Raw genomic sequence first — 19,713 nt, 5'->3', positions numbered from 1 at the left:
CTACGCCCCATCACCCATCACAAATCACCGCACCTTCACCTGCGCCATTTCCTGCCCATCCGGACTCATCACATGCGTCGAGCACGCCAGGCAAGGATCGAAGGAATGCAGCGTGCGCAAGATCTCCAGCGGCTGATCGGCCACCGCCACCGGGGTGTTCATCAGCGAAGCCTCGAAGGCGCCGATCTGCCCCTTGCTGTCGCGCGGGCTGCCATTCCAGGTGGTAGGCACCACGGCCTGATAGTTTTCGATCTTGCCGTCGCGAATCTTGATCCAGTGCCCCAGCGCGCCACGCGGCGCCTCGGTAAAGCCGACGCCCTTGGCTTCCTTCGGCCAGCGGGACGGGTCCCACTTGTCGATGTTGGCGGTGTTGCTGTCGCCGGCCTTGATGTTGGCCATCAGCTTGTCGAAGAAGTAGCGCATTTTATGCGCCGCCCACGAGGCTTCCAGACCGCGTGCCGCGGTGCGGCCCAGCGTGGAGAACAGCGCTTCGAGCGGCAGGCCGAGATCGGTCAGCAGCTTGTCGGTCGGCTCCTTGAACTCTGGGTTGTTCTGCACATAGCCGATGATGTAGCGCGACAGCGGGCCAACCTCCATGGCGTGGCCCTTCCAGCGCGGCGCCTTGATCCAGGAGTACTTGCCCTCTTCGTCCAGCGACTTGATGTTGGTCTTGGTGCCCTGGGTTTTCGGGCCGAGCGCAAAGTTGGGCTCGGTCTCGCCATCCCAGGGGTGCAGGCCTTTGCTCTCGTCGGCGTACTTGTACCAGGAGTGATCGACAAACTCCTGGATCTCCGACGGGTCACGCAGATCGACCTCGTGGATCTTGCTCAGATCGCCATTGATGATCGCCCCGCGCGGCAGCATCAGATTGCTGGCCGAGAAGTCGTTGGCACGGTCGGGAATATCGCCGTACGACAGCACCGACATACTCGACAGGCCACCGCCGTAAGTCCAGTCCTTGTAGAAACTGGCAATGGCTTGCAGGTCGGGCACATACACCTGATCGACAAACTCGATCGTGCGGTCGATGATGCTCTTGACCAGGTTCAGCCGCTCCATGTTGATCGCGCCGACCGCACCGGTGCCATCCATGTTGATGGCGCAGGGCATGCCGCCGACCAGCCAGTTGGGGTGCGGGTTCTTACCGCCAAAAATGGTGTGGATCTTGACGATCTCTTTCTGGAAGTCCAGCGCCTCCAGGTAGTGCGTCACCGCCATCAGATTGGCTTCGGGCGGCAGCTTGTAAGCCGGGTTGCCCCAGTAACCGTTCATGAAGGGGCCGAGCTGGCCCGATTCGACAAACTTCTTCAACCGGTTCTGGATGTCGCGGAAATAGCCCGGCGAGGACAGCGGCCAGTTGGAGATGCTCTGCGCCAACGCCGAGGTCGCTTTCGGGTCCGCAGAGAGCGCGCTCACCACATCCACCCAGTCGAGCGCATGCAGGTGATAGAAGTGCACCAGGTGGTCATGCACCTGCAGCGTGAGCTGCATGAGGTTGCGGATCGAGTTCGCATTGTCGGGGATCTCGATGCCCAGCGCGTCTTCCACCGCGCGGCAGGAGGTGAGCGCGTGGGTGCCGGTACACACGCCGCAGATGCGCTCGGTAAAGGCCCAGGCGTCGCGCGGGTCGCGCCCTTTCAGAATCACCTCCAGCCCGCGCCACATGGTGCCGGTCGACACCGCGTTGCGAATCACGTTATTGTCGTCGAGGTTCACCTCGACCCGCATATGCCCTTCGATCCGAGTGACCGGATCGACCACCACCCGCTTGCCGGTGTTGTCGAGCTTGAAGCCCTGCGTCTCATACACACCCATGATCAGTCCTCTCCCTTCGGCGTATCGATGCCCGTCTTCTGACGAGCGCGGGCCAGCGCGGTGACGGCGGCGTGCGCGGCCACCGAGGCCCCCACCACCGCAGCGGCTGTGCCACCCACCTTGTCGGCATTGGCCTCAACGCCGAACTGCTTGATGTCAGTCACCCGGTCATAGAACGAGCCCTTGTCCCAGAAACCATCTTCCGAGCAACCAATACAGCCGTGGCCTGACTGGATGGGGAAGGACACGCCGTCATTCCAGCGCACCGTCGAACAGGCGTTGTAGGTGGTCGGGCCCTTGCAGCCCATCTTGTAGAGGCAGTAGCCCATGCGCGCCTGGTCGTCGTCCCATTCTTCAACGAACTGGCCGGCGTCGAAGTGCGGGCGGCGATAGCACTTGTCGTGGATGCGCTGGCCGTAGAACATCTTCGGCCGCCCCTGGCGATCCAGCTCAGGCAGCTTGTCGAAGGTCAGCATGTAGGTCACCACCGCCGTCATCACCTCGGCGATCGGCGGGCAACCCGGCACCTTGATGATCGGCTTATCGAAGATCACCTTGTGCACCGGCGTCGCCCGCGTCGGGTTCGGCTTGGCCGCCTGCACGCAGCCCCACGAAGCACACGACCCCCAGGAGATGATCGCCTTGCAATCGGCGGCGGTCTCCTTCAGCTTCTCGATGAAAGGCCGGCCACTCTGGATACAGAACATGCCGTCTTCATTGAGCGGCGGGTTGCCCTCCACCGCCAGGATGTAATTGCCCTTGTACTTGCGCTTCACCTCTTCGAGGATCGCCTCGGCCTGATGCCCCGCCGCCGCCATCAGCGTGTCGTCGTAATCGAGCGACAGCATCGACAAAACCACATCCTTGGTCAGCGGATGCGCCGAGCGGATGAATGACTCAGAGCAGCAAGTGCACTCCAGCCCATGCAGCCAGATCACCGGCGTGCGCGGCTTGGTCTCCAAGGCATGTGCGATCTTCGGCGCAAAGGCCGAACCCAGCCCAAGCGACGTAGCAGTCAGCGAACAGAACTTGAGAAAACTGCGGCGCGTAATACCCTGCCGGCGCAGTACCTCGTAAAAGGTGTCGGTCATCGGGGTGTCTCCCTCGTTGGTCTTCTTGACCCCGCCCGCGGGCGCGCGGCGGAACATCGGGAATCACCATCACAAGAAACATGCCAAAGGTGTCAAAACACAAAAAAGCCATATGTATCAAACACATTTCGCACACACCATGCGCCACACCTCCAGGCAAACTGGAAAGCCGGTTTCCACCCCTCACCAAACGGTGAGAACCCACCGCCCGCAAACAGAGCCATACCCTGTAGGACCGGATACATCCGGCCACCGACTGAATCGCCCCTCTCCCGGTAGACGCTTCGCAGCCTTAAACTCAGGCATGGAAAGGAGGTGTCATGAGCAACAAGCGGTATCCGGAAGAGTTCAAAATTGAAGCAGTCAAACAAAAAGGGGCGGCAAACACCTTGCCACCCCCTCCCCATCAAGCACGGTTGAGCGCAATCAATGCCTGGACGTCGCCGCCAGTAGTGCGCCCGCGGTCACAAACAAGCCCCCGAACACCCGGTTCTGCATGCGTTGCGCGCGCACGTCTGCGAGCCACGGACGAAACCGGGTAGCGAGCAGCGAATAGCACGACATGACAAATACATCGACCACCACGGTGGTGGCGCACAGGATGAAGAACTGCAGCCACTGGTTCCCGGCCGGGTCGATGAACTGTGGCACCAGCGCGGCCATGAAGATGATGGCTTTCGGGTTGGTGAGGTTGATCAGCACGGCGGTGCGGAACAGGTGCTTGACCTCGATCGCAGTGGTGGTCGACACCGGCTTGCCCGCGCTGCGCCATTTCTGAATACCCAGCCAGATCAGGTAGGCCGCGCCGCAGATTTTCAAAATCAGAAACGCCGTCGCCGAGGTGGCAAGCACCGCGCCCAGACCGGCTGCGACAATGGCCAACTGGATGACCAGCGCCACCTGCAGGCCGGCGATTGTCTGGAGTGACATCCGGTAGCCGTGGCGCAGGCCGACGCTCATGGTCACCACGGCGCCGGGGCCCGGGGTGACCGAGATGACGATCGATGCGACCAGAAAGGCCAGCCAGATGTGCCATGCCATGCGTGCTACTCCAAAATTTTCAGTTGCCGAATCGTCGGCTCGCCTTCAACAATGCACCGAAGCTCAATGGAGAACAAGATGCTGACTGTTTATGGTTGCCCCAACTCCCGTTCGCTGCGCGCCGTGTGGGCGCTTGAAGAAGCGGGAGCCGACTACGACTATGTGTTCGTCGATTTGTTCAAGGGGGCCGGGCGCGCGCCCGATTTTCTGGCCATCAACCCCGGCGGCAAGGTGCCCGCGCTTCGTCTGGAAGACGGCAGCATTGTCACCGAAACCGGCGCGATCGCGCTGTGGGCGGCCGAGCGTTTTCCTGCCTCCGGCCTGTTGCCGGCCGACGCATCCGAGCGGGCACAGGCTTACCGGTGGTTGTGCTTCGGCCTGACCGAGCTGGACCAGGCGCTGTGGACCATCGCCAAGCACCGTTTTGCGTTGCCCGAAAAACGCCGTGTGCCGGCCATCGAAGATACGGCGCGTTGGGAATTCGAGAAGGCAGCCGCCTTACTCTCGGCCCGCCTTGAAGCCTGGTCATGGCTGGCCGGCGCGCATTTCAGCATTGCTGACATCATTGCCAGCCACTGCCTGGCATGGGCGAAATCGGCCAAACTGTCTCTGGAGGGCACTACATTACCCGCCTATCTTGAACGGTGTCTGGCTCGCCCGGCGGCGCAGCGTGCGCTGGCGCGCGAAGCCGCTGCAAAAGGAAAAACTCAATGACACCGACCACCGCACTGGCCCTGGCGGGCGCAGTTTTCGTTCTGGCGGTCACGCCTGGCCCGGCCGTCGCCAGTATCACCGCGCGCACGCTGGGCGCGGGTCTGGGCGCGGCGCTGTGGCATGTGGCCGGCATCGCGATGGGCGACATCGTGCTCATCGCACTGGCCTGTCTGGGCATGAGCACGCTGGCGCAACACTACGGCGAGGTGTTTCTTGCGGTGAAATGGATCGGCGCGGCCTATCTGATCTGGCTCGGCATTGGTGCCTTTCGCAGCGACGACACGCCGCCGGCCGAATTGCCGATCCGCCCGCCGACCGGTCACCACAAGGACGCGCTTGCCGGATTGTTGACCACACTGGGCAACCCGAAGCCGATCCTGTTTTATGCGGCGTTTTTGCCGACGTTTGTAGATCTGGCCAACATCACCGCCGTCGACTTTGTGCTGGTGTGTGCCATCGCCTGCTCGATGGTCTTCATCGTGCTGGCTGGCTATGCCCTGCTGGCCGCGCGGGCGCGCCGCTTGTTGCGCGACCGCCGCACCGTGCGCGCCATGAACCGGGCCTCAGGCGCGGTGCTGGTCGGTACTGGCGTGGTCATTGCCAGCCGTAGCTAGTGCCGGTTCGGCTGGCGGCTCGTCCGACACACAGGGCTTGCCCCAAACAACGCTTTGGTAGTCAAAGCCCCCTTCGATCGTCGGCTTGATGATCGCAAAATAGGGGGAAATATCAAAGTCTCGCGGAGTGAACAGACTGTGGTGGCGCGCCCGCAGCACCTCGGTTTCGCAGGTGTTGCAATACGCCGGGTCGCCTGGGCGCGATGGCCGGGTATATACGGCGGGCAGAATCGGGTACCCGATGCTCTGAAAGGCCTGGGCAATCAAGGTGGAGCAAATCGCGCGGGTCGGCTCACCACTGCCCATTGACAGCAGATTGCGCCGAAAACGCGTCGGCACCGGCGGCGTTGGCAGCAGGTAACGCACCAGATCAAAAATGTTCTTGAGGTCGTACTGGTGGCCGATACGCGCCACCGCGAAGTCGATCAGCGCCAGTCGGTCGGTGTCTGTCAGCCCCACCGGGCGACAGATACGGGTGTGCATGCCATCGTATTTCGACAGCGACACTGCCACCACGCCGTGCTCGGTGTCGGCCTCAATCAAGACCCGCGGATCGCTGTCCGGGCCGGTCACCACGCCGGGGCCGATATACAGCGCCGCATGCGACCAGGTCGACTGGGTGAGGTACTTGATGGCGGCGCTGATGCGCCGGTTGCCTTCGACCAGCAGGATGTCGCCCGGCAACAGCGTTTGCTGCAAACGCGCACCTGAATGCGTGGCCAACGGCGTGTAGGACGGCAACTCGGCATTGAGATAGCCCGCCAGCAGTCGGCCGATGCCTCGCAGTATCCGGTTTGCCATCGACTCCCCTTTGGCTCAGGCGCACGCGGTCACATTACAACGGATCGCGCCACTCTGACGAACGCCGAGGCGCCGCTGCGACGGCGTCGCCCGGCGTGTCGCACCACCCGCAATCGGCGACGAACCGCGGGGTGGGCGAGCGCGGCGGTCACCGGCAGACGCAAACCGCCTCGCCAGCGCGCCTGCGGCAATTCCCCCTCTTGCTGTCGCACCCAAAGCTGACGATGCATCACCGCCATCAACACGGCCTGCACCGCCATCGCCACACCGGCGACGACAAACAGCACCCAGGCCTGGCTCTCGGCCAGCGCGGGATGCAATACATCGCCAAAGATGGCAATCAGCAAGGCGACCAGAAAATTGACTACAGCCACCAGGCCGGCGGCGGCAATCGCCAGCGGCCAGAGCTTCTCCAGCGTGGCTTTGGACGGCTGTTCAGTGGGTGGCATGGGCATGCTCCACGGTCATCGCTTGGTCTTTGTCAGAGGCCGCGCCGGGAGGTAGGTTCCCGCCGAAGCGGCAGGCACGCGATCAGTCGTGCGGGGATCCGCATTCAGGGCCGGAAAAGTCCGTCTCTACGAAGGGCCTTGAACGGTGGGGCCGGATTCATCCGGCCACAGCCGGTCAAACCCGATATCAATCCAAGGCACCGCCAAGCACCGAAAAGAACAAAGCCGCCCGAAGGCGGCCTTGTTGGTAAAGCGCAAACCCCGATCAGCGCTGGACTTGCGTCACATCGCGCACCGCGCCGGTATCAGCACTGGTGGTCAGCGCGGCATAGGCTTGCAGGGCCGCCGAGACCACGCGCTCGCGGCCGACCGGCTTCCAGGCGTCCGCGCCTTTGGCGTCCATCGCCGCACGGCGGGCCGCCAGCGTGGCGTCGTCAATCGCCAGCTTGATGCCACGATTCGGGATATCGATCTCGATGCTGTCGCCCTCTTCGATCAGGCCGATCGCGCCGCCACAGGCCGCTTCGGGGGAGGCGTGGCCGATCGACAGGCCGGAGGTGCCGCCCGAGAAGCGCCCGTCGGTCAGCAGCGCGCAGGCTTTGCCCAGCCCCTTCGACTTGAGATAGCTGGTCGGATAGAGCATTTCCTGCATGCCGGGGCCGCCCTTGGGCCCTTCGTAGCGGATGACGACCACGTCGCCGGCCACAATCTTGTCGGTCAGGATGGCGTGGACCGCGGCGTCCTGGCTCTCGAACACGCGGGCGCGCCCGGTGAAGGTCCAGATCGATTCGTCGACCCCAGCGGTTTTGACGATGCAGCCTTTTTCCGCGATGTTGCCGTAGAGCACGGCCAAGCCACCCTCCTGAGTGAAGGCGTTCGCCTTGTCGCGGATCACGCCGTGGCTGCGATCCATGTCGAGTTCATTCCAGCGGCGGTCCTGACTGAAGGCCACTTGTGTGGGCACCCCGCCGGGCGCGGCGCGGAAGAAGTCGAACACCTTGTTGTCGTGCGCCTGCATCACATCCCAGCGCGCCAGGGCATCCTTGAGCGTCTTGCTGTGCACCGTGTGGGCATTGCTATGGAGCAGACCGGCGCGATCGAGCTCGCCGAGAATGCCCATGATGCCGCCGGCGCGATGCACGTCTTCAATATGCACATCCGACACCGCCGGTGCCACTTTGGACAGACAAGGTACCTTGCGCGAGATGCGATCGATGTCCTTCATGGTGAAGTCGACCCCGGCCTCACGCGCCGCGGCCAGCAGGTGCAGCACGGTGTTGGTCGAGCCGCCCATGGCCACGTCGAGGGTGATCGCGTTTTCAAAAGCTTCGAAGGTGGCGATGTTGCGCGGCAGCGCGGTCTCGTCGTCCTGCTCGTAATAGCGGCGCGCCAACTCGACGATCTTGCGCCCCGCGGTCAGGAACAATTGCTTGCGGTCGGCGTGCGTCGCCACCACCGTGCCATTGCCGGGCAGCGACAGGCCCAGCGCCTCGGTCAGGCAGTTCATGGAGTTGGCGGTAAACATGCCCGAGCATGAACCGCAGGTCGGGCAGGCGGAACGCTCAACGGCCGCGACTTCTTCGTCCGACACACTCTCATCGGCCGCTTTGACCATGGCGTCCACCAGATCGAGCGAGACGACCTTGTTGTCCCACTTGACCTTGCCGGCCTCCATCGGACCGCCGGAGACGAAAATCACCGGAATATTGAGGCGTAGCGCCGCCATCAACATCCCCGGCGTGATCTTGTCGCAGTTCGAGATGCACACCATGGCGTCGGCCGTGTGGCCGTTCACCATGTATTCAACCGAGTCGGCGATCAGGTCGCGCGAGGGCAGGCTGTAGAGCATGCCGCCGTGACCCATGGCAATGCCGTCGTCGATGGCGATGGTGTTGAATTCCTTGGCCACGCCGCCGGCCGCTTCGATCTCGCGCGCCACCAACTGACCCATGTCTTTCAGGTGCACATGGCCCGGCACAAACTGGGTGAAGCTGTTGACCACCGCGATGATCGGTTTTTCGAAATCGCCGTCCTTCATGCCGGTCGCCCGCCACAGGGCGCGGGCGCCTGCCATGTTGCGGCCGGCGGTGGAAGTGCGTGAACGGTACTGGGGCATCGGATTGTCTCCTGAAACTGTGGCTATCGTGCGTAGCGGAACATTGTAGCGCGACGCCGGTACTTCCGGATGTTCTGCGTCGCGCACGGATTACCCCGCGCCGCCATCCCCATGACATAATGCCCGGTTGTGATCAACACTGCAGCGCGACAAGATGACGCTGTAACATCGCTCCACTACACTGTAGCCCAGCATGAACCGCCCTTCAGACTTCAGCGCCTCCACCGGGCGCACCGCCAATACCATGCCCGACGCCCGCGCCGAACGCTGGTCCCGACTGCAGCAGGCCGCCCACCAACAGGCCGGCCGCCATCTGCGCGAGCAGTTCGCCACCGACCCCGCCCGAGCCGAGCGCATGTGTGTGCGCAGCAACGGCATCTTCATCGACTACAGCAAGAACCGGCTCGACGACGCCGACCTGCAGCAGCTCTTCGCCCTGGCCGACGCCTGCGATCTGCGCGGCGCGATTCACGCCATGTTTGCCGGCGAGCGCATCAACAGCACCGAGCACCGCGCCGTGCTGCACACGGCCCTGCGCGCACCGGCCACGGCCGACATCCGGGTCGACGGTCACAACGTGGTGCCCGACATCCAAGCCGAACTTGCCCACATGGCCGGGTTTGCCGAGCAGGTGCGCAGCGGCCAGTGGCTCGGCCACACCGGCGAGCCCATCACCAATATCGTCAACATCGGCATCGGCGGCTCCGACCTCGGCCCGCGGCTGGTCTGCGACGCGCTGCGCCCGATCGGCCACCCGCGCCTGCGCACGCATTTTGTGGCCAACGTCGACGCCGGCCGACTCAACGGCCTTCTGCGCCAGCTTGACCGCCGCACCACACTGTTTGTCATCTGCTCAAAAAGCTTCACCACCCAGGAAACCCTCACCAACGCCAGCAGCGCGCGTGCCTGGTTTCTGGCGGGTGGCGCCACCGAGGCCGACATCCGCCGCCACTTTGTCGCGGTGTCGACCCACACCGAGGCGGTCCGCGCCTTCGGCGTCGACCCGGCCAACATGTTTGGTTTCTGGGACTGGGTCGGTGGGCGCTATTCGCTGTGGTCGGCGGTCGGACTGAGCATCATGCTGCAAGTCGGGCCCGAGGCCTTCGGCGAGCTGCTCGCTGGCGCGCATGCCATGGACGAGCACTTCCGCACCGCGCCCTGGTCGCAGAATCTGCCCGTACTGCTGGCACTGCTCGGCGTGTGGTACGTGAATGGTTTTGGCGCGGCAACACACATGGTCGCCCCTTACGATCACGGTCTGCGCCAGTTGCCGGGCTTCCTGCAGCAGCTCGACATGGAAAGCAACGGCAAGCAGACCACCCGCGACGGTCAGCCCGTGGGCCGGGCGACCGGGCCGGTGGTGTGGGGCAACAGCGGCATCAACGGCCAGCACGCCTTCTACCAATTGCTGCATCAGGGCTCGCAGCTGGTGCCGGCCGATTTTGTGGCCACCTTGCACAGCCCCGACAACACCCGGCCGCACCACGACATCGTGCTCGCCAACTGCATCGCCCAGGCGCAAGCCTTGATGATGGGCCGCACACCCGATGAAGCCCGCGCCGAGATGGAGGCCGAGGGCCTGTCGGCCGAGCGCATTGCCGAATTGCTGCCCCACCGCTGCTTCGACGGCAACCGCCCGACCAACGTGATCCTGCTCGACGCGCTCACCCCGCGCACCCTGGGCGCACTGCTGGCCATGTACGAACACAAGGTGTTCACCCAGGGCGTGCTCTGGAATGTGAACAGCTTCGACCAATGGGGCGTCGAACTGGGCAAGCAACTGGCCCGACGCATCGAGTCGGCCTTCGCCAGCGGGCAGTCACCGGCCGGCGCCGACAGCTCCACCTGCCAGCTCATCGACCTGGCACGCGCCGCCCTTGCCGCGCGAGACGACGACAGCGCCACGCGTTAGCCGCGAGCGATCCGCTATCATGGCAAGCTGCGCCATAGCCGGAACCGCTCCATGACCGATACCACCGAATCGACCGAAGGCTTTGACCTCAGCCAGAACGAAGCCCGCGTGCTCGCTGTGCTGATCGAGAAAAGCTTCACCACCCCCGATCAATACCCCTTGAGCATCAACGCCATCACCACCGGCGCCAACCAACTCACCGGGCGTGAACCGGTCATGCAGCTGGACGAATCCGAAGTCAGCGAGGCGATCAGCCAGTTGCTGGCGCGCGGACTGATCGGTCGCTACGAAGGGGCTCGCGTCGTCAAATACGAACACCGCATCCGCCTGCGCCACTCGCTGCCGCCCGCCGAGCAGGCGATCATGGCGCTGCTGATGCTGCGCGGCCCGCAAACCGCCGGCGAGTTGCGAAGCCGCAGCGAGCGCATGCACCGCTTCGAAGACATCCCCACCTTGCAGGCGGCGCTTGAGCACCTGGCCGAAAAATACCCGCCCATGGTGCTTGCCCTGCCGCGCGCGCCCGGCACCAAGGAAACCCGCTACGCCCACCTGATGTGTGGCGAAGTCGATGTCGCCAGCGTGATGGCCGCCACGGCCCACGCCGCGCCGGGCGGTCTCGCCGCACGGGTCGAAACACTCGAGTCCGAGGTCGCCGCCCTGCGCGCCGAACTCCATCAACTGAAGATCAGCCTGGGCGAAGCCGACTGAACGCATGCTGACGTATCCGAAAATCGATCCGGTCGCCTTCTCGGTCGGCCCGCTCTCTGTTCACTGGTATGGCCTGATGTACCTGATCGCCTTTGTCCTGTTCATCGGACTCGGGCGATGGCACATCAAGCGCCGCCCCGAGCTGGGCTGGACGGCGCAGCAACTCGACGACCTGCTGTTCTATGGCGTCATCGGCGTCGTCGTCGGCGGTCGACTGGGCGAAGTGCTGTTCTATCAACCGGGCTACTACTTCGACCATCCACTCGAAATTCTCGCCACCTGGAAAGGCGGCATGAGTTTCCACGGCGGCTTCCTCGGTGTGCTCGTCGCCATGTGGCTGTATGGCAAGCGCCACCAAAAAGGCTTCTGGCAGATCACCGACTTCATCGCGCCGCTGGTGCCCACCGGCCTGGCCGCCGGGCGGGTTGGCAACTTCATCAATGGCGAACTCTGGGGCCGGGCGGCCGACCCCTCGCTGCCGTGGGCCATGGTCTTCCCGCATGTCGACACGCTGCCCCGCCACCCCTCCCAGCTCTATCAGGCGGCCGGCGAAGGCCTGCTGCTGTTTGCGCTGCTGTGGTGGTATTCACGCGCACCGCGGCCGTTGCGCGCCACCTCTGCCGTTTTTCTGATGGGCTATGGCGTGCTGCGCTTCATCATGGAGTTTTTCCGCACACCCGACCCCGGCATCTTCAGCGCGCTCGGCGGCGGTTTGTCCACCGCACAATGGCTGTGCGTGCCGATGATCCTGATCGGCATCGCGATGATGATTCACGCCAAGCGCCAAACGGCCCACTGAACCGCCACGGCGCCGACCGGTCACACTGAACCTGCACCACTGAGTACGAGAGGAACGCATGGCTCCCAATATCGTCACGCGCAGTCTGGAGCGAATGCGCGACATCATCTCCTGGGGCGGCAAGTCCCAGGCGCATCTTGAAGCGCAGGATCTCGACCGCTTGCGCGCGCAAATGCGCGACTGCGCCGAAGGCACCGGCGGCGAAGTCTCCACCCGGCAGCGTGCCGCACGGCTGGCCCACACCTATCTCGAGCTCGACGACGACGGACGTCATGCCTTCTTGCGCCTGATCGCCCTCGAATTCGGCCCCGACCCGGCCCGCGTCGCGGAGGCCCACGCGGTATACCAGAGCAAGATCGGCACCGCCGAGCAGTGGGACGCCGAAGCCAAGCTGCGCGGCGCCATGCGCTCGCAGCGCATCCGCATCCTCACCCAGTTCAACGCCATCCCGGCCGGGGTCAAATTCCTGGTCGACCTGCGCGCCGATCTGCTGCGTTTTCTCAAGGACGATCCGGAACTCAAGGCGCTGGACCGCGAACTCGAAGCCCGCCTCAATGCCTGGTTCGACGTCGGCTTTCTCGAACTGCGCCGCATCACCTGGGAGAGCCCCGCCGCCCTGCTCGAAAAGCTGGTTCAGTACGAAGCAGTGCACGAGATCCGCTCCTGGACCGACCTCAAGAACCGCCTCGACACCGACCGCCGCTGCTACGCCTTCTTCCACCCGCGCATGCCGCTGGAACCGCTGATTTTTGTGGAAGTGGCGCTGGTGGACGACCTGGCCGACAACGTCCAGAAACTGCTCGACGAAATGGCGCCGGTGGCCGACAACGCGCGCGCCAACACCGCCATTTTCTATTCGATCAGCAACACCCAGGTGGGCTTGCGCGGCGTGTCCTTTGGCAACTTCCTGCTCAAGCGCGTGGTGGATGACCTCAAGCGTGACCTGCCCGGTCTCAAGCAATTTGCCACGCTGTCGCCCATCCCGCGCCTCAAGGACTGGGTACGCGCCCACCCCGAGGCCCTGACTGACGCCTTCACCGATGCCGACTGGAAGAAACTCGCCCCACTCGGCATCGAGGGGCCAGCCTCGGCCGGCTTCCAGACCCTGCTCGATGACAACTGCCCCTGGCTGGAGCAACCCGGTCTGGCCGCTGCGCTCAGCGCGCCGCTCACCCGGCTCGCCGCGCGCTACCTGTGCCATGCCAAATCGCGCGGTGCGCCTTTCGATCCAGTGGCCCGCTTCCACCTGGGTAACGGCGCACGTGTCGAACGCCTGAACTGGATGGCCGACTCCGCCGCCCGGGGCATGAGCCAGTCCTTTGGCTTGATGGTCAATTACCTCTACGACCCCGACCGCATCGAAAGCAATGTCGAAGCCTACGTGGCCGATGGCGCCATCGCGGCGTCCGGTGCGATCAAGCGTCTGGCCAAGCTGTGAGTCGGCGGGGCCTGATGCCCCGCCCGGCCATCAAACGATTTTGACCGCCAGCGTCGCCACCCCGGCGACGCCGCCGCTGAGCACATCGCCGCGTACCACCGCGCCCACACCGGCCGGTGTGCCGGTCATCAGCAAGTCACCCGGCTTCAGTTCAAAGTAGCGTGACAAGCCCGCCACTGCCTCCGCGACCGACCAGATCATGTCGGACAGATCGCCGGTCTGGCGCCGCACCCCGTTCACATCCAGCCAGATCTCGCCGGCCGCTGGATGCCCGGTGTCGCTCACCGGGCGCAAAGCGGAGATTGGCGCCGCGTGATCGAAAGCCTTGCCGATCTCCCAGCTGCGCCCCTGCGCTTTCATCTGGCCCTGCAGATCGCGGCGGGTCATGTCCAGCCCCACGCCATAACCCCACACATGATCGAGCGCATCCGCCACGTCAATGTCGCGTCCGCCACGGCCAATGGCAGCCACCAGTTCGATCTCGTGATGCAGGTCGGTCGTGATCGTCGGATACGGCCAATCGACCGGCGCCTCGCCCGTCACGGCAAAGGCCGCATCGGCCGGCTTGCAGAAAAAGAAGGGCGGCTCACGGTCGGGCGAACCACCCATCTCGCGCGCGTGGTCGGCGTAGTTTCGGCCGATGCAATAGATGCGGCGCACGGGAAAACGGTCGGCGCTGCCAGCGACCGGCAGGCTGGCTTGATCGGGGGCGGGAATCACGAAAGACATGACGGTTCCTGACGGCAATAAACGAAGGTTTCGACTATACCTGCCCGCTTGCTTGCCTGACACCACACGACGCGAGCGTCGAGAAATGCCCAACAGACTTGACGCCATCGAACGGAGATGGTGAAATGCGAATCGTTCTTGTTTGCATTGATACGCCATGACCGCCGCCCCTTCGTCCGTTCGTCCTGCCGACGCCCCTGATCAGCCCCGTGCTGACATACGCAACGCGCCGGCCATTGCCAGCGAGGCGCTGCTGAAGGGTCAAAGCGTCGTCACCATCGAACACAAGGGCATCCGCTATCGCCTGCAGGAAACACGCGCGGGCAAGCTGATTCTCACCAAATAGGCTATACCGGAAGGAGCCAGACAGCATGTACGTCTGCATTTGCAACGCAGTGACCGAAAAAGACATTCACCACGCCGCCGCCAATGGCGCACGCCGCGTTCGCGACCTGCGCGTGCTGGGCGTCACCGCCGATTGCGGAAAATGTGCCTGCGCGGCAAAGTGTTGTCTCGATCAGGCTGTCGCAAGCGCATCCCGTGCCGTACGCAGCCTGAGCCCGACCCCGACCCGACACCTGGAGGCCTTCGCATGAAAGGCGACAAGAATATCATCAAGCTTCTCAACCGCCAGCTCACCCATGAACTGACCGCCATCAACCAGTACTTTCTGCACGCCCGCATGTACAAGAACTGGGGCCTGGCCAAGCTTGGCAAGCACGAGTACGACGAATCCATCGAAGAAATGCACCACGCCGACTGGCTGATCGAACGCGTGCTGTTTCTCGAAGGCCTGCCCAATCTGCAGAACCTCGGCAAGCTGCTGATCGGCGAGAACGTGCCCGAGTGCCTCAAGGGCGATCTGACACTCGAGACCACCGCCCGCGGCGATCTGGTCGATGCCATCAGTCAGTGCGAATCCTGTAAGGACTATGTCTCCCGCGAGCTATTCGAGAAGATTCTCGAAGCCACGGAAGAGCATATTGACTATCTCGAAACCCAGCTCGAACTGATCGACCGGGTCACGCTACCCAACTACCTGCAGTCCCAAATGGACCCGGATCACTCGGCCAGCTGAGCGCAGCCCACGCCACTGGGCGCCCCCGTGGCGCCTCGCCAGCCAGTTCCAGCGGGACCAGCCAGCCAACACCTCTTTGCCTGGAGACCCGCATGAATCGCCCACCGCTGCACTTGTCGTCGACGCCACGTGCCGTCAGCACCTGCCTCATCCTGCTGGCCATGGGCTTCGCGCTCAACGCGCTGATTACCGCCAGCCTCGGCTCGCCTGTCTGATTCATGAATTTCAGTACGACCATGCGACCGGGTGTCGCGCTCCACCCGCCTGCGCGCGCGGTAAAATACGAGCCCATGCTTGCCATACCCCAAGCCCTCGTGCCGGCAACCCCACTGCCGCGGCGCGCGTCTGTGCGCGCACGCCTCGGCGCGGCTGCACGTCTGCTCGTGGTGCTCGCGGCCCATGCAGGCGCACTGGCGCTGGGCCTGAGTCAGATCGACACCCCCGTTCAAGCCCCGATCACCACCATTCAAGTCGCGCTCATCGCCCCGCCGGCGCCCGAGCCGGTGGCGCCGCCCCCGCCCGCGCCCGTACCGGAAGTCATTCCGCCCAAGCCGCCCACGCCCGCGCCCGAACTCAAGCCGCCGCCCAAGCCCGTGGTAGTGCGCAAGCCCACACCCAAGCCGGCGCCGAAGCCCACCCCCAAGCCCTCGCCCACCGCCATCAGCGAGCCCAAGGAAGAGGCCCCGCCGCCGCCCGAGAGCGCGTCGCCCCCGCCGCAGCCTGCGCAGGTCGCGGCCCCCACAACGCCGCCCAAAGCCGCGCCCGGCCCGGTCGCCGCGGCGCCACAGCCGATCATTGCCGCGCGCTTCGACGCCGCCTACCTGAACAACCCCAGCCCACGCTACCCGCGCCTGTCACGCCGCGTGGGCGAACAAGGCAAGGTGCTACTGCGTGTGCTGGTAAGCGAAAGCGGTGCGGCCAGCGATGTGCGCCTGCATCAGTCCTCCGGCCACAGCCGGCTGGACGAAGCCGCCCGCAGCGCGGTCAGCAAATGGACTTTCGAGCCCGCCCGCCAGGGCGACCGGCCCATCGCCAACTGGGTGATCGTGCCGATAGAATTCAAACTGGAGAACACCTGACATGGACACCCCCAACGCCTTCGGCCTGAGCGAACTCTGGGCACAGGCCGACCTCATCATCCGCAGCGTCGCCATCCTGCTGGTCGGCATGTCGGTCGTCAGCTGGTATCTGATCCTGAGCAAGGGCCTGCGCCTGCTCAGCACCCGCCGCCATGGCGATGCGGTTGAACAGTTCTGGCATGCTGCCTCGCTGGACGAGGGCCTGCGCCTGCTCAGCACCCGCGCCGCCGACACCCCCTGCGAGCGTCTCGCCCAGCAGGCCGCCGCCGCCCACACGCACTACACCCGCCACACCGCGGGCACCACGCTGGGCGGCACGCTCGATACCGGCGAGTTCGTCACCCGCGCGCTGCGCCGCTCCATCGCCGACGCCACGGCCCGGCTCGAAAGCGGCCTGACGGTGCTCGCCTCAATCGGGTCCACCGCACCGTTCGTGGGGCTGTTCGGCACGGTGTGGGGCATCTACCACGCGCTCACCAGCATCAGCCTCAGCGGCATGGCTTCCATCGACAAGGTCGCCGGCCCGGTCGGCGAAGCGCTGATCATGACCGCCTTCGGTCTGTTCGTGGCCATCCCCGCCGTGCTCGCCTACAACGGCTTCAATCGCGCCAATCGGGTCGAGTTGTCTGAACTCGACGGCTTTGCGCACGACCTGCACGCCTACTTCACCACCGGCTCACGCATTGCCGTTGCCGCGCCCGCCACGCAAGCGCGCAGCGCAGCCAAACCGGTTCGCCCGATCTCCGAGGTGGCATGATGGCCTTCGGCGGATTCGACAACTCGGGGCAGAGCGGCCCGATGAGCGAGATCAACACCACGCCCCTGGTCGACGTGATGCTGGTGTTGCTGATCATCTTCATGATCACCGCGCCGCTACTCACTCACTCGGTCAAGATCGACCTGCCCACGGCGAGCAGCGCACCCACAGTAGAAACGCCCGACGCCATCACGCTATCGCTCAACGCCGAAGGCCAGCTGTTCTGGAACAACGAGCCCATGCCCAAGGAAGCCCTGGCGCCGCGCATGGCGGATATCGCCGCGCTGGATCCGCAGCCGGAACTTCACCTGCGCGCTGACAAGGACACCCGCTACGAAGCCATCGCCGAGTTGATGGCCGCCGCCCGCGTGGCCGGCGTCCAGAAACTCGGCTTCGTCACCCTGCCCGCCAGCACCGAACAGTAACGCCGCTCAGCAGGCCGGCGCACGCAGCCCGCGTCGCCGGCGCCACTTCTCGGGTGCGCCGTACCAAGCCAGTGCGGCGAAGATCACCACGCTGCCGGCAACGGTGCCGCGGCCGGGCACCTCGCCCAGCACCAGCCACACCCAGAACGGACCGAGTACCGCTTCGAGCAGCAGGAACAGGCTGACGTCGGTGGCGCTAATGTAGCGCGGCGCCATCTGCAGCAACGTGAAGCCGATTGGCATCGAGAGCGCGGCGGTCAATGCCATGGCCCCCAGTTCCGCAAGCGCCGGAACAGGGCCCGGGCGGCCTTCGAGCAAGGCGAAGGCCGCCGCCAACAGACCGCCGAACACCAGGCCCGGCGTCAGATCGACGCTGCTTTTGAGCCGTGCCAGTGTGAAATTGATGGCCATGAAGATGGCCGTACCCACCGCAAACAGGTTACCCACCGTATCGTTCTGACCGCCTGCGTCGGCAGCGATGATGCCGATGCCGATCAGTGTCGCCATGATGGCGATCCCGGTCTTGCGACTGATCCGCTCGCCCAGCACAAACCAACTCACCAGCGCAGCGAAGACCGGCGCGGTACTGATGATCATCATCGCGGCGGTCGCGCTGGTGCGCTGCAGGGCCTGGGTGTAGCACGTGGTATTGAGCGCAAAGCACAGGCCGGTGGCCATACCGAGCCAACCGGCATGGGTCAGCGCGCGCAAGCAGTCGCGCCGATAGCGGAGCAGCACCACCGCGCCGAAGCCGACGGTGAGGAAGATCCCCCGCCACAGCAGAATGGTGGCGTGATCGAGTGCCAGCCAGCGCATCACCAGCACGTCGGGGGACAGCAAGGTCACCCCGGTGATGCACATCAGTGTTCCGGTCGTTCTGGGTTGCATCGTCTCTGCCCATCGTGGTCAAAAAATACAGGCGCCCGAAGGCGCCCTGGAAAGCCCGTTCTGGAGACGCTTCAGCCGATGACCGGCATCTGCGGCCAGGCTCGGCGGTGGAGCATCTCGCAACCGGACTCGGTGATCACGATGTTCTCCTCGTGCACCATCATGCGCCCCGGCGCGAACGTCATGCCCGGCTCCAGCGTCAGGATCATACCGCTCTGCAGCACCACGTCGCCGCCGGGGACGTTGGAGGGCCATTCGGTCAGTTGCATGCCCAGCCCGTGCCCCATCCGGCCGACATCGTTGCCCAACGCGCCGGCCTTCTCGAGCACCGACCACATGGCCTGCCACACCTCGCCGGTGGTCACGCCAGGAGCGGCCACACGCAGACCGGCCTCGGTCGATGCATACACCGCCTCGTAGGCCTGGTGCGTGTCCGCGCCGACTTCGCCGAAGGCGTAATTGCGGTCGAAGTCGCTGAAATAGCCGTCGAAGTTCGCGCCGGTATCGATGATCAGCACATCGCCGTCCTCGAGCCGACGGTCGGTCGGCCCCATGATGATGTTGTCGTAGCCACCAGGGCCGGAGGCCGAAATCAGGTAGGGACAGGCATCGGCGCCGAGGCGCAGCATTTCCAGGTGCATGGCCTTGCAGGCTTCGCGCTCGGTCATGCCAGTGCGTAGGTGGCTCCGCAGGTAGTCGAACCCGGCCGCCGTGACCTCGCAGGCGAAGCGGATCTTGGCGATCTCGGCCGCCGACTTGACGCTGCGCAGCTGGCGCACGATCAGCGACGCGTCGGTCATCTCATGCTGTGCCAGCCGGTCGCACAGCGCGGCGAAGTTGGCCGCCGGCATGCGCAGGTGGGTCTCCGGGCCGAGCATGGCGCCGATACGGCGATGGGTGCGCGAGACCTCGCTCAAGGTGTCGGCCAGCAAGGACACGCCGTCGTCCTCGGGGCGGGGCGAGGGCCAGCTGCGCACGTCGTCGATCCAGGTCTCGGCAAAACCGGCCGCACCGATCTGCGGGACCACCGCAATCGGACGCCCGCTCGCCGGCACCACCAGGAACCACGGTCGGGTCGGACTCTCCCAGAACTGCGACTTGAAGCCGCTGAAGTAGCGGAACTCCGGTTCAGTGCAGAAGAACACGGCATCGATCCGCTGCGCCGCCATGGCGTCTTGCAGCCTGGCGGTGCGTTGTTCGAATTCTGCGCGCTCGAAACCGCGCGCCGGGGCTGTGAGGGTTTGGGTCATGACGCTTCT

Annotated in this window: 22 protein-coding genes; 13 read left to right on the top strand and 9 right to left on the bottom strand. The window is 64.7% G+C overall.

From position 1 onward, the window contains the following. Positions 1-24: 24 nt before the first annotated feature. The 3 genes from FHP91_RS01125 to rhtB form a co-directional block, all read right to left on the bottom strand. The gene (locus tag FHP91_RS01125) at positions 25-1,815 is read right to left on the bottom strand and encodes a nickel-dependent hydrogenase large subunit (RefSeq protein ID WP_144307862.1); all 1,791 of its coding nucleotides are present in this window, start codon (positions 1,813-1,815) and stop codon (positions 25-27) included. A 2-nt stretch (positions 1,816-1,817) separates the two neighbouring features. Further along, entirely contained in the window at positions 1,818-2,906 is a 1,089-nt protein-coding gene (locus tag FHP91_RS01120) for a hydrogenase small subunit (protein WP_144307861.1), read from the bottom strand. A 426-nt stretch (positions 2,907-3,332) separates the two neighbouring features. Further along, positions 3,333-3,947, bottom strand: a complete 615-nt coding sequence (rhtB, locus tag FHP91_RS01115) for a homoserine/homoserine lactone efflux protein (protein ID WP_144307860.1) — start codon at positions 3,945-3,947, stop codon at positions 3,333-3,335. A gap of 78 nt (positions 3,948-4,025) precedes the next feature. On the opposite strand from rhtB, the gene FHP91_RS01110 reads away from it, so the two are divergent. Continuing rightward, complete coding sequence (locus tag FHP91_RS01110) at positions 4,026-4,661, top strand: glutathione S-transferase family protein (protein WP_186301407.1); 636 nt, start codon at positions 4,026-4,028, stop codon at positions 4,659-4,661. Beyond that, entirely contained in the window at positions 4,658-5,275 is a 618-nt protein-coding gene (locus FHP91_RS01105) for a LysE family translocator (RefSeq protein ID WP_144307858.1), read from the top strand. The genes FHP91_RS01110 and FHP91_RS01105 overlap by 4 nt, the downstream gene beginning before the upstream one ends. Here the strand turns inward: FHP91_RS01105 and FHP91_RS01100 are convergent. The 3 genes from FHP91_RS01100 to ilvD all read right to left on the bottom strand — a co-directional run bounded on the left by FHP91_RS01100 (position 5,225) and on the right by ilvD (position 8,641). Then, positions 5,225-6,076 (bottom strand): YiiX/YebB-like N1pC/P60 family cysteine hydrolase, encoded by an 852-nt coding sequence (locus tag FHP91_RS01100; RefSeq protein WP_144307857.1) that lies wholly within the window; start codon positions 6,074-6,076, stop codon positions 5,225-5,227. The two genes, FHP91_RS01105 and FHP91_RS01100, sit on opposite strands and share 51 nt — an antisense overlap. A gap of 29 nt (positions 6,077-6,105) precedes the next feature. Continuing rightward, entirely contained in the window at positions 6,106-6,525 is a 420-nt protein-coding gene (locus FHP91_RS01095; protein ID WP_144307856.1) for a hypothetical protein, read from the bottom strand. Positions 6,526-6,790: 265 nt separating this feature from the next. Further along, the gene (gene ilvD, locus FHP91_RS01090) at positions 6,791-8,641 is read right to left on the bottom strand and encodes a dihydroxy-acid dehydratase (protein ID WP_144307855.1); all 1,851 of its coding nucleotides are present in this window, start codon (positions 8,639-8,641) and stop codon (positions 6,791-6,793) included. Positions 8,642-8,834: 193 nt separating this feature from the next. Between ilvD and pgi the strand changes: the two genes are divergently transcribed. The 4 genes from pgi to FHP91_RS01070 are packed head-to-tail and all read left to right on the top strand — an operon-like array spanning position 8,835 to position 13,498. Further along, a complete protein-coding gene (pgi, locus tag FHP91_RS01085; protein WP_246116184.1) occupies positions 8,835-10,553 on the top strand; it encodes a glucose-6-phosphate isomerase in 1,719 nt (572 codons plus the stop codon). Between the two features lie 51 nt (positions 10,554-10,604). After that, positions 10,605-11,261: a YceH family protein gene (locus FHP91_RS01080; protein WP_144173989.1), complete on the top strand. Its 657-nt coding sequence runs from the start codon at positions 10,605-10,607 to the stop codon at positions 11,259-11,261. Positions 11,262-11,265: 4 nt separating this feature from the next. Next, positions 11,266-12,060: a prolipoprotein diacylglyceryl transferase gene (gene lgt, locus FHP91_RS01075; RefSeq protein WP_144307854.1), complete on the top strand. Its 795-nt coding sequence runs from the start codon at positions 11,266-11,268 to the stop codon at positions 12,058-12,060. A 58-nt stretch (positions 12,061-12,118) separates the two neighbouring features. Continuing rightward, on the top strand, positions 12,119-13,498 hold the full coding sequence (locus FHP91_RS01070; protein WP_144307853.1) for a malonyl-CoA decarboxylase: 1,380 nt from the start codon (positions 12,119-12,121) through the stop codon (positions 13,496-13,498). Between the two features lie 30 nt (positions 13,499-13,528). Here FHP91_RS01070 and FHP91_RS01065 read toward each other — a convergent pair whose 3' ends face one another. Continuing rightward, complete coding sequence (locus FHP91_RS01065) at positions 13,529-14,227, bottom strand: fumarylacetoacetate hydrolase family protein (RefSeq protein ID WP_144307852.1); 699 nt, start codon at positions 14,225-14,227, stop codon at positions 13,529-13,531. A gap of 157 nt (positions 14,228-14,384) precedes the next feature. On the opposite strand from FHP91_RS01065, the gene hemP reads away from it, so the two are divergent. The 7 genes from hemP to FHP91_RS01035 all read left to right on the top strand — a co-directional run bounded on the left by hemP (position 14,385) and on the right by FHP91_RS01035 (position 17,566). Next, entirely contained in the window at positions 14,385-14,573 is a 189-nt protein-coding gene (gene hemP / locus FHP91_RS01060) for a hemin uptake protein HemP (RefSeq protein ID WP_144307851.1), read from the top strand. 25 nt (positions 14,574-14,598) lie between these two features. Then, positions 14,599-14,823, top strand: coding sequence for a (2Fe-2S)-binding protein (locus FHP91_RS21225; RefSeq protein WP_144307850.1), 225 nt, complete (start codon positions 14,599-14,601; stop codon positions 14,821-14,823). Further along, entirely contained in the window at positions 14,820-15,305 is a 486-nt protein-coding gene (gene bfr, locus FHP91_RS01050; protein ID WP_144307849.1) for a bacterioferritin, read from the top strand. The genes FHP91_RS21225 and bfr overlap by 4 nt, the downstream gene beginning before the upstream one ends. A 92-nt stretch (positions 15,306-15,397) precedes the next feature. Next, entirely contained in the window at positions 15,398-15,520 is a 123-nt protein-coding gene (locus tag FHP91_RS21575) for a hypothetical protein (protein WP_281281748.1), read from the top strand. Positions 15,521-15,652: 132 nt separating this feature from the next. Next, a complete protein-coding gene (locus tag FHP91_RS01045; RefSeq protein ID WP_246116183.1) occupies positions 15,653-16,384 on the top strand; it encodes an energy transducer TonB in 732 nt (243 codons plus the stop codon). Between the two features lies 1 nt (position 16,385). Next, positions 16,386-17,141 carry a MotA/TolQ/ExbB proton channel family protein gene (locus FHP91_RS01040; RefSeq protein WP_144307847.1) on the top strand — a complete coding sequence of 252 codons (756 nt, stop codon included), beginning with the start codon at positions 16,386-16,388 and terminating at the stop codon, positions 17,139-17,141. Continuing rightward, positions 17,141-17,566, top strand: coding sequence for an ExbD/TolR family protein (locus FHP91_RS01035; protein ID WP_144308008.1), 426 nt, complete (start codon positions 17,141-17,143; stop codon positions 17,564-17,566). The genes FHP91_RS01040 and FHP91_RS01035 overlap by 1 nt, the downstream gene beginning before the upstream one ends. 6 nt (positions 17,567-17,572) lie before the next feature. Here FHP91_RS01035 and FHP91_RS01030 read toward each other — a convergent pair whose 3' ends face one another. Then, positions 17,573-18,454, bottom strand: a complete 882-nt coding sequence (locus FHP91_RS01030) for a DMT family transporter (protein WP_144307846.1) — start codon at positions 18,452-18,454, stop codon at positions 17,573-17,575. A 71-nt stretch (positions 18,455-18,525) separates the two neighbouring features. Next, entirely contained in the window at positions 18,526-19,704 is a 1,179-nt protein-coding gene (locus tag FHP91_RS01025) for a M24 family metallopeptidase (protein ID WP_144307845.1), read from the bottom strand. Positions 19,705-19,713 lie beyond the last annotated feature (9 nt).

The organism is Denitromonas halophila, assembly GCF_007625155.1.
GTDB lineage: Bacteria > Pseudomonadota > Gammaproteobacteria > Burkholderiales > Rhodocyclaceae > Nitrogeniibacter > Nitrogeniibacter halophilus.
Note: the sequence above shows the minus strand (reverse complement) of the source record. Positions and strands in the feature narration are given on the sequence as shown.

Excerpts from the sequence above, each read along its gene's own strand:
- FHP91_RS01120 (WP_144307861.1), bottom strand. The coding sequence starts at position 2,906 with ATGACCGACACCTTTTACGAGGTACTGCGCCGGCAGGGTATTACGCGC.
- FHP91_RS01070 (WP_144307853.1), top strand. The coding sequence starts at position 12,119 with ATGGCTCCCAATATCGTCACGCGCAGTCTGGAGCGAATGCGCGACATC.
- FHP91_RS01035 (WP_144308008.1), top strand. The coding sequence starts at position 17,141 with ATGGCCTTCGGCGGATTCGACAACTCGGGGCAGAGCGGCCCGATGAGC.
- rhtB (WP_144307860.1), bottom strand. The coding sequence starts at position 3,947 with ATGGCATGGCACATCTGGCTGGCCTTTCTGGTCGCATCGATCGTCATC.
- bfr (WP_144307849.1), top strand. The coding sequence starts at position 14,820 with ATGAAAGGCGACAAGAATATCATCAAGCTTCTCAACCGCCAGCTCACC.
- FHP91_RS01030 (WP_144307846.1), bottom strand. The coding sequence starts at position 18,454 with ATGCAACCCAGAACGACCGGAACACTGATGTGCATCACCGGGGTGACC.
- FHP91_RS01040 (WP_144307847.1), top strand. The coding sequence starts at position 16,386 with ATGGACACCCCCAACGCCTTCGGCCTGAGCGAACTCTGGGCACAGGCC.
- FHP91_RS01025 (WP_144307845.1), bottom strand. The coding sequence starts at position 19,704 with ATGACCCAAACCCTCACAGCCCCGGCGCGCGGTTTCGAGCGCGCAGAA.
- hemP (WP_144307851.1), top strand. The coding sequence starts at position 14,385 with ATGACCGCCGCCCCTTCGTCCGTTCGTCCTGCCGACGCCCCTGATCAG.
- FHP91_RS01080 (WP_144173989.1), top strand. The coding sequence starts at position 10,605 with ATGACCGATACCACCGAATCGACCGAAGGCTTTGACCTCAGCCAGAAC.
- lgt (WP_144307854.1), top strand. The coding sequence starts at position 11,266 with ATGCTGACGTATCCGAAAATCGATCCGGTCGCCTTCTCGGTCGGCCCG.
- FHP91_RS01125 (WP_144307862.1), bottom strand. The coding sequence starts at position 1,815 with ATGGGTGTGTATGAGACGCAGGGCTTCAAGCTCGACAACACCGGCAAG.
- FHP91_RS21225 (WP_144307850.1), top strand. The coding sequence starts at position 14,599 with ATGTACGTCTGCATTTGCAACGCAGTGACCGAAAAAGACATTCACCAC.
- FHP91_RS21575 (WP_281281748.1), top strand. The coding sequence starts at position 15,398 with ATGAATCGCCCACCGCTGCACTTGTCGTCGACGCCACGTGCCGTCAGC.
- FHP91_RS01100 (WP_144307857.1), bottom strand. The coding sequence starts at position 6,076 with ATGGCAAACCGGATACTGCGAGGCATCGGCCGACTGCTGGCGGGCTAT.
- FHP91_RS01095 (WP_144307856.1), bottom strand. The coding sequence starts at position 6,525 with ATGCCACCCACTGAACAGCCGTCCAAAGCCACGCTGGAGAAGCTCTGG.
- FHP91_RS01110 (WP_186301407.1), top strand. The coding sequence starts at position 4,026 with ATGCTGACTGTTTATGGTTGCCCCAACTCCCGTTCGCTGCGCGCCGTG.
- ilvD (WP_144307855.1), bottom strand. The coding sequence starts at position 8,641 with ATGCCCCAGTACCGTTCACGCACTTCCACCGCCGGCCGCAACATGGCA.
- FHP91_RS01105 (WP_144307858.1), top strand. The coding sequence starts at position 4,658 with ATGACACCGACCACCGCACTGGCCCTGGCGGGCGCAGTTTTCGTTCTG.
- FHP91_RS01065 (WP_144307852.1), bottom strand. The coding sequence starts at position 14,227 with ATGTCTTTCGTGATTCCCGCCCCCGATCAAGCCAGCCTGCCGGTCGCT.
- pgi (WP_246116184.1), top strand. The coding sequence starts at position 8,835 with ATGAACCGCCCTTCAGACTTCAGCGCCTCCACCGGGCGCACCGCCAAT.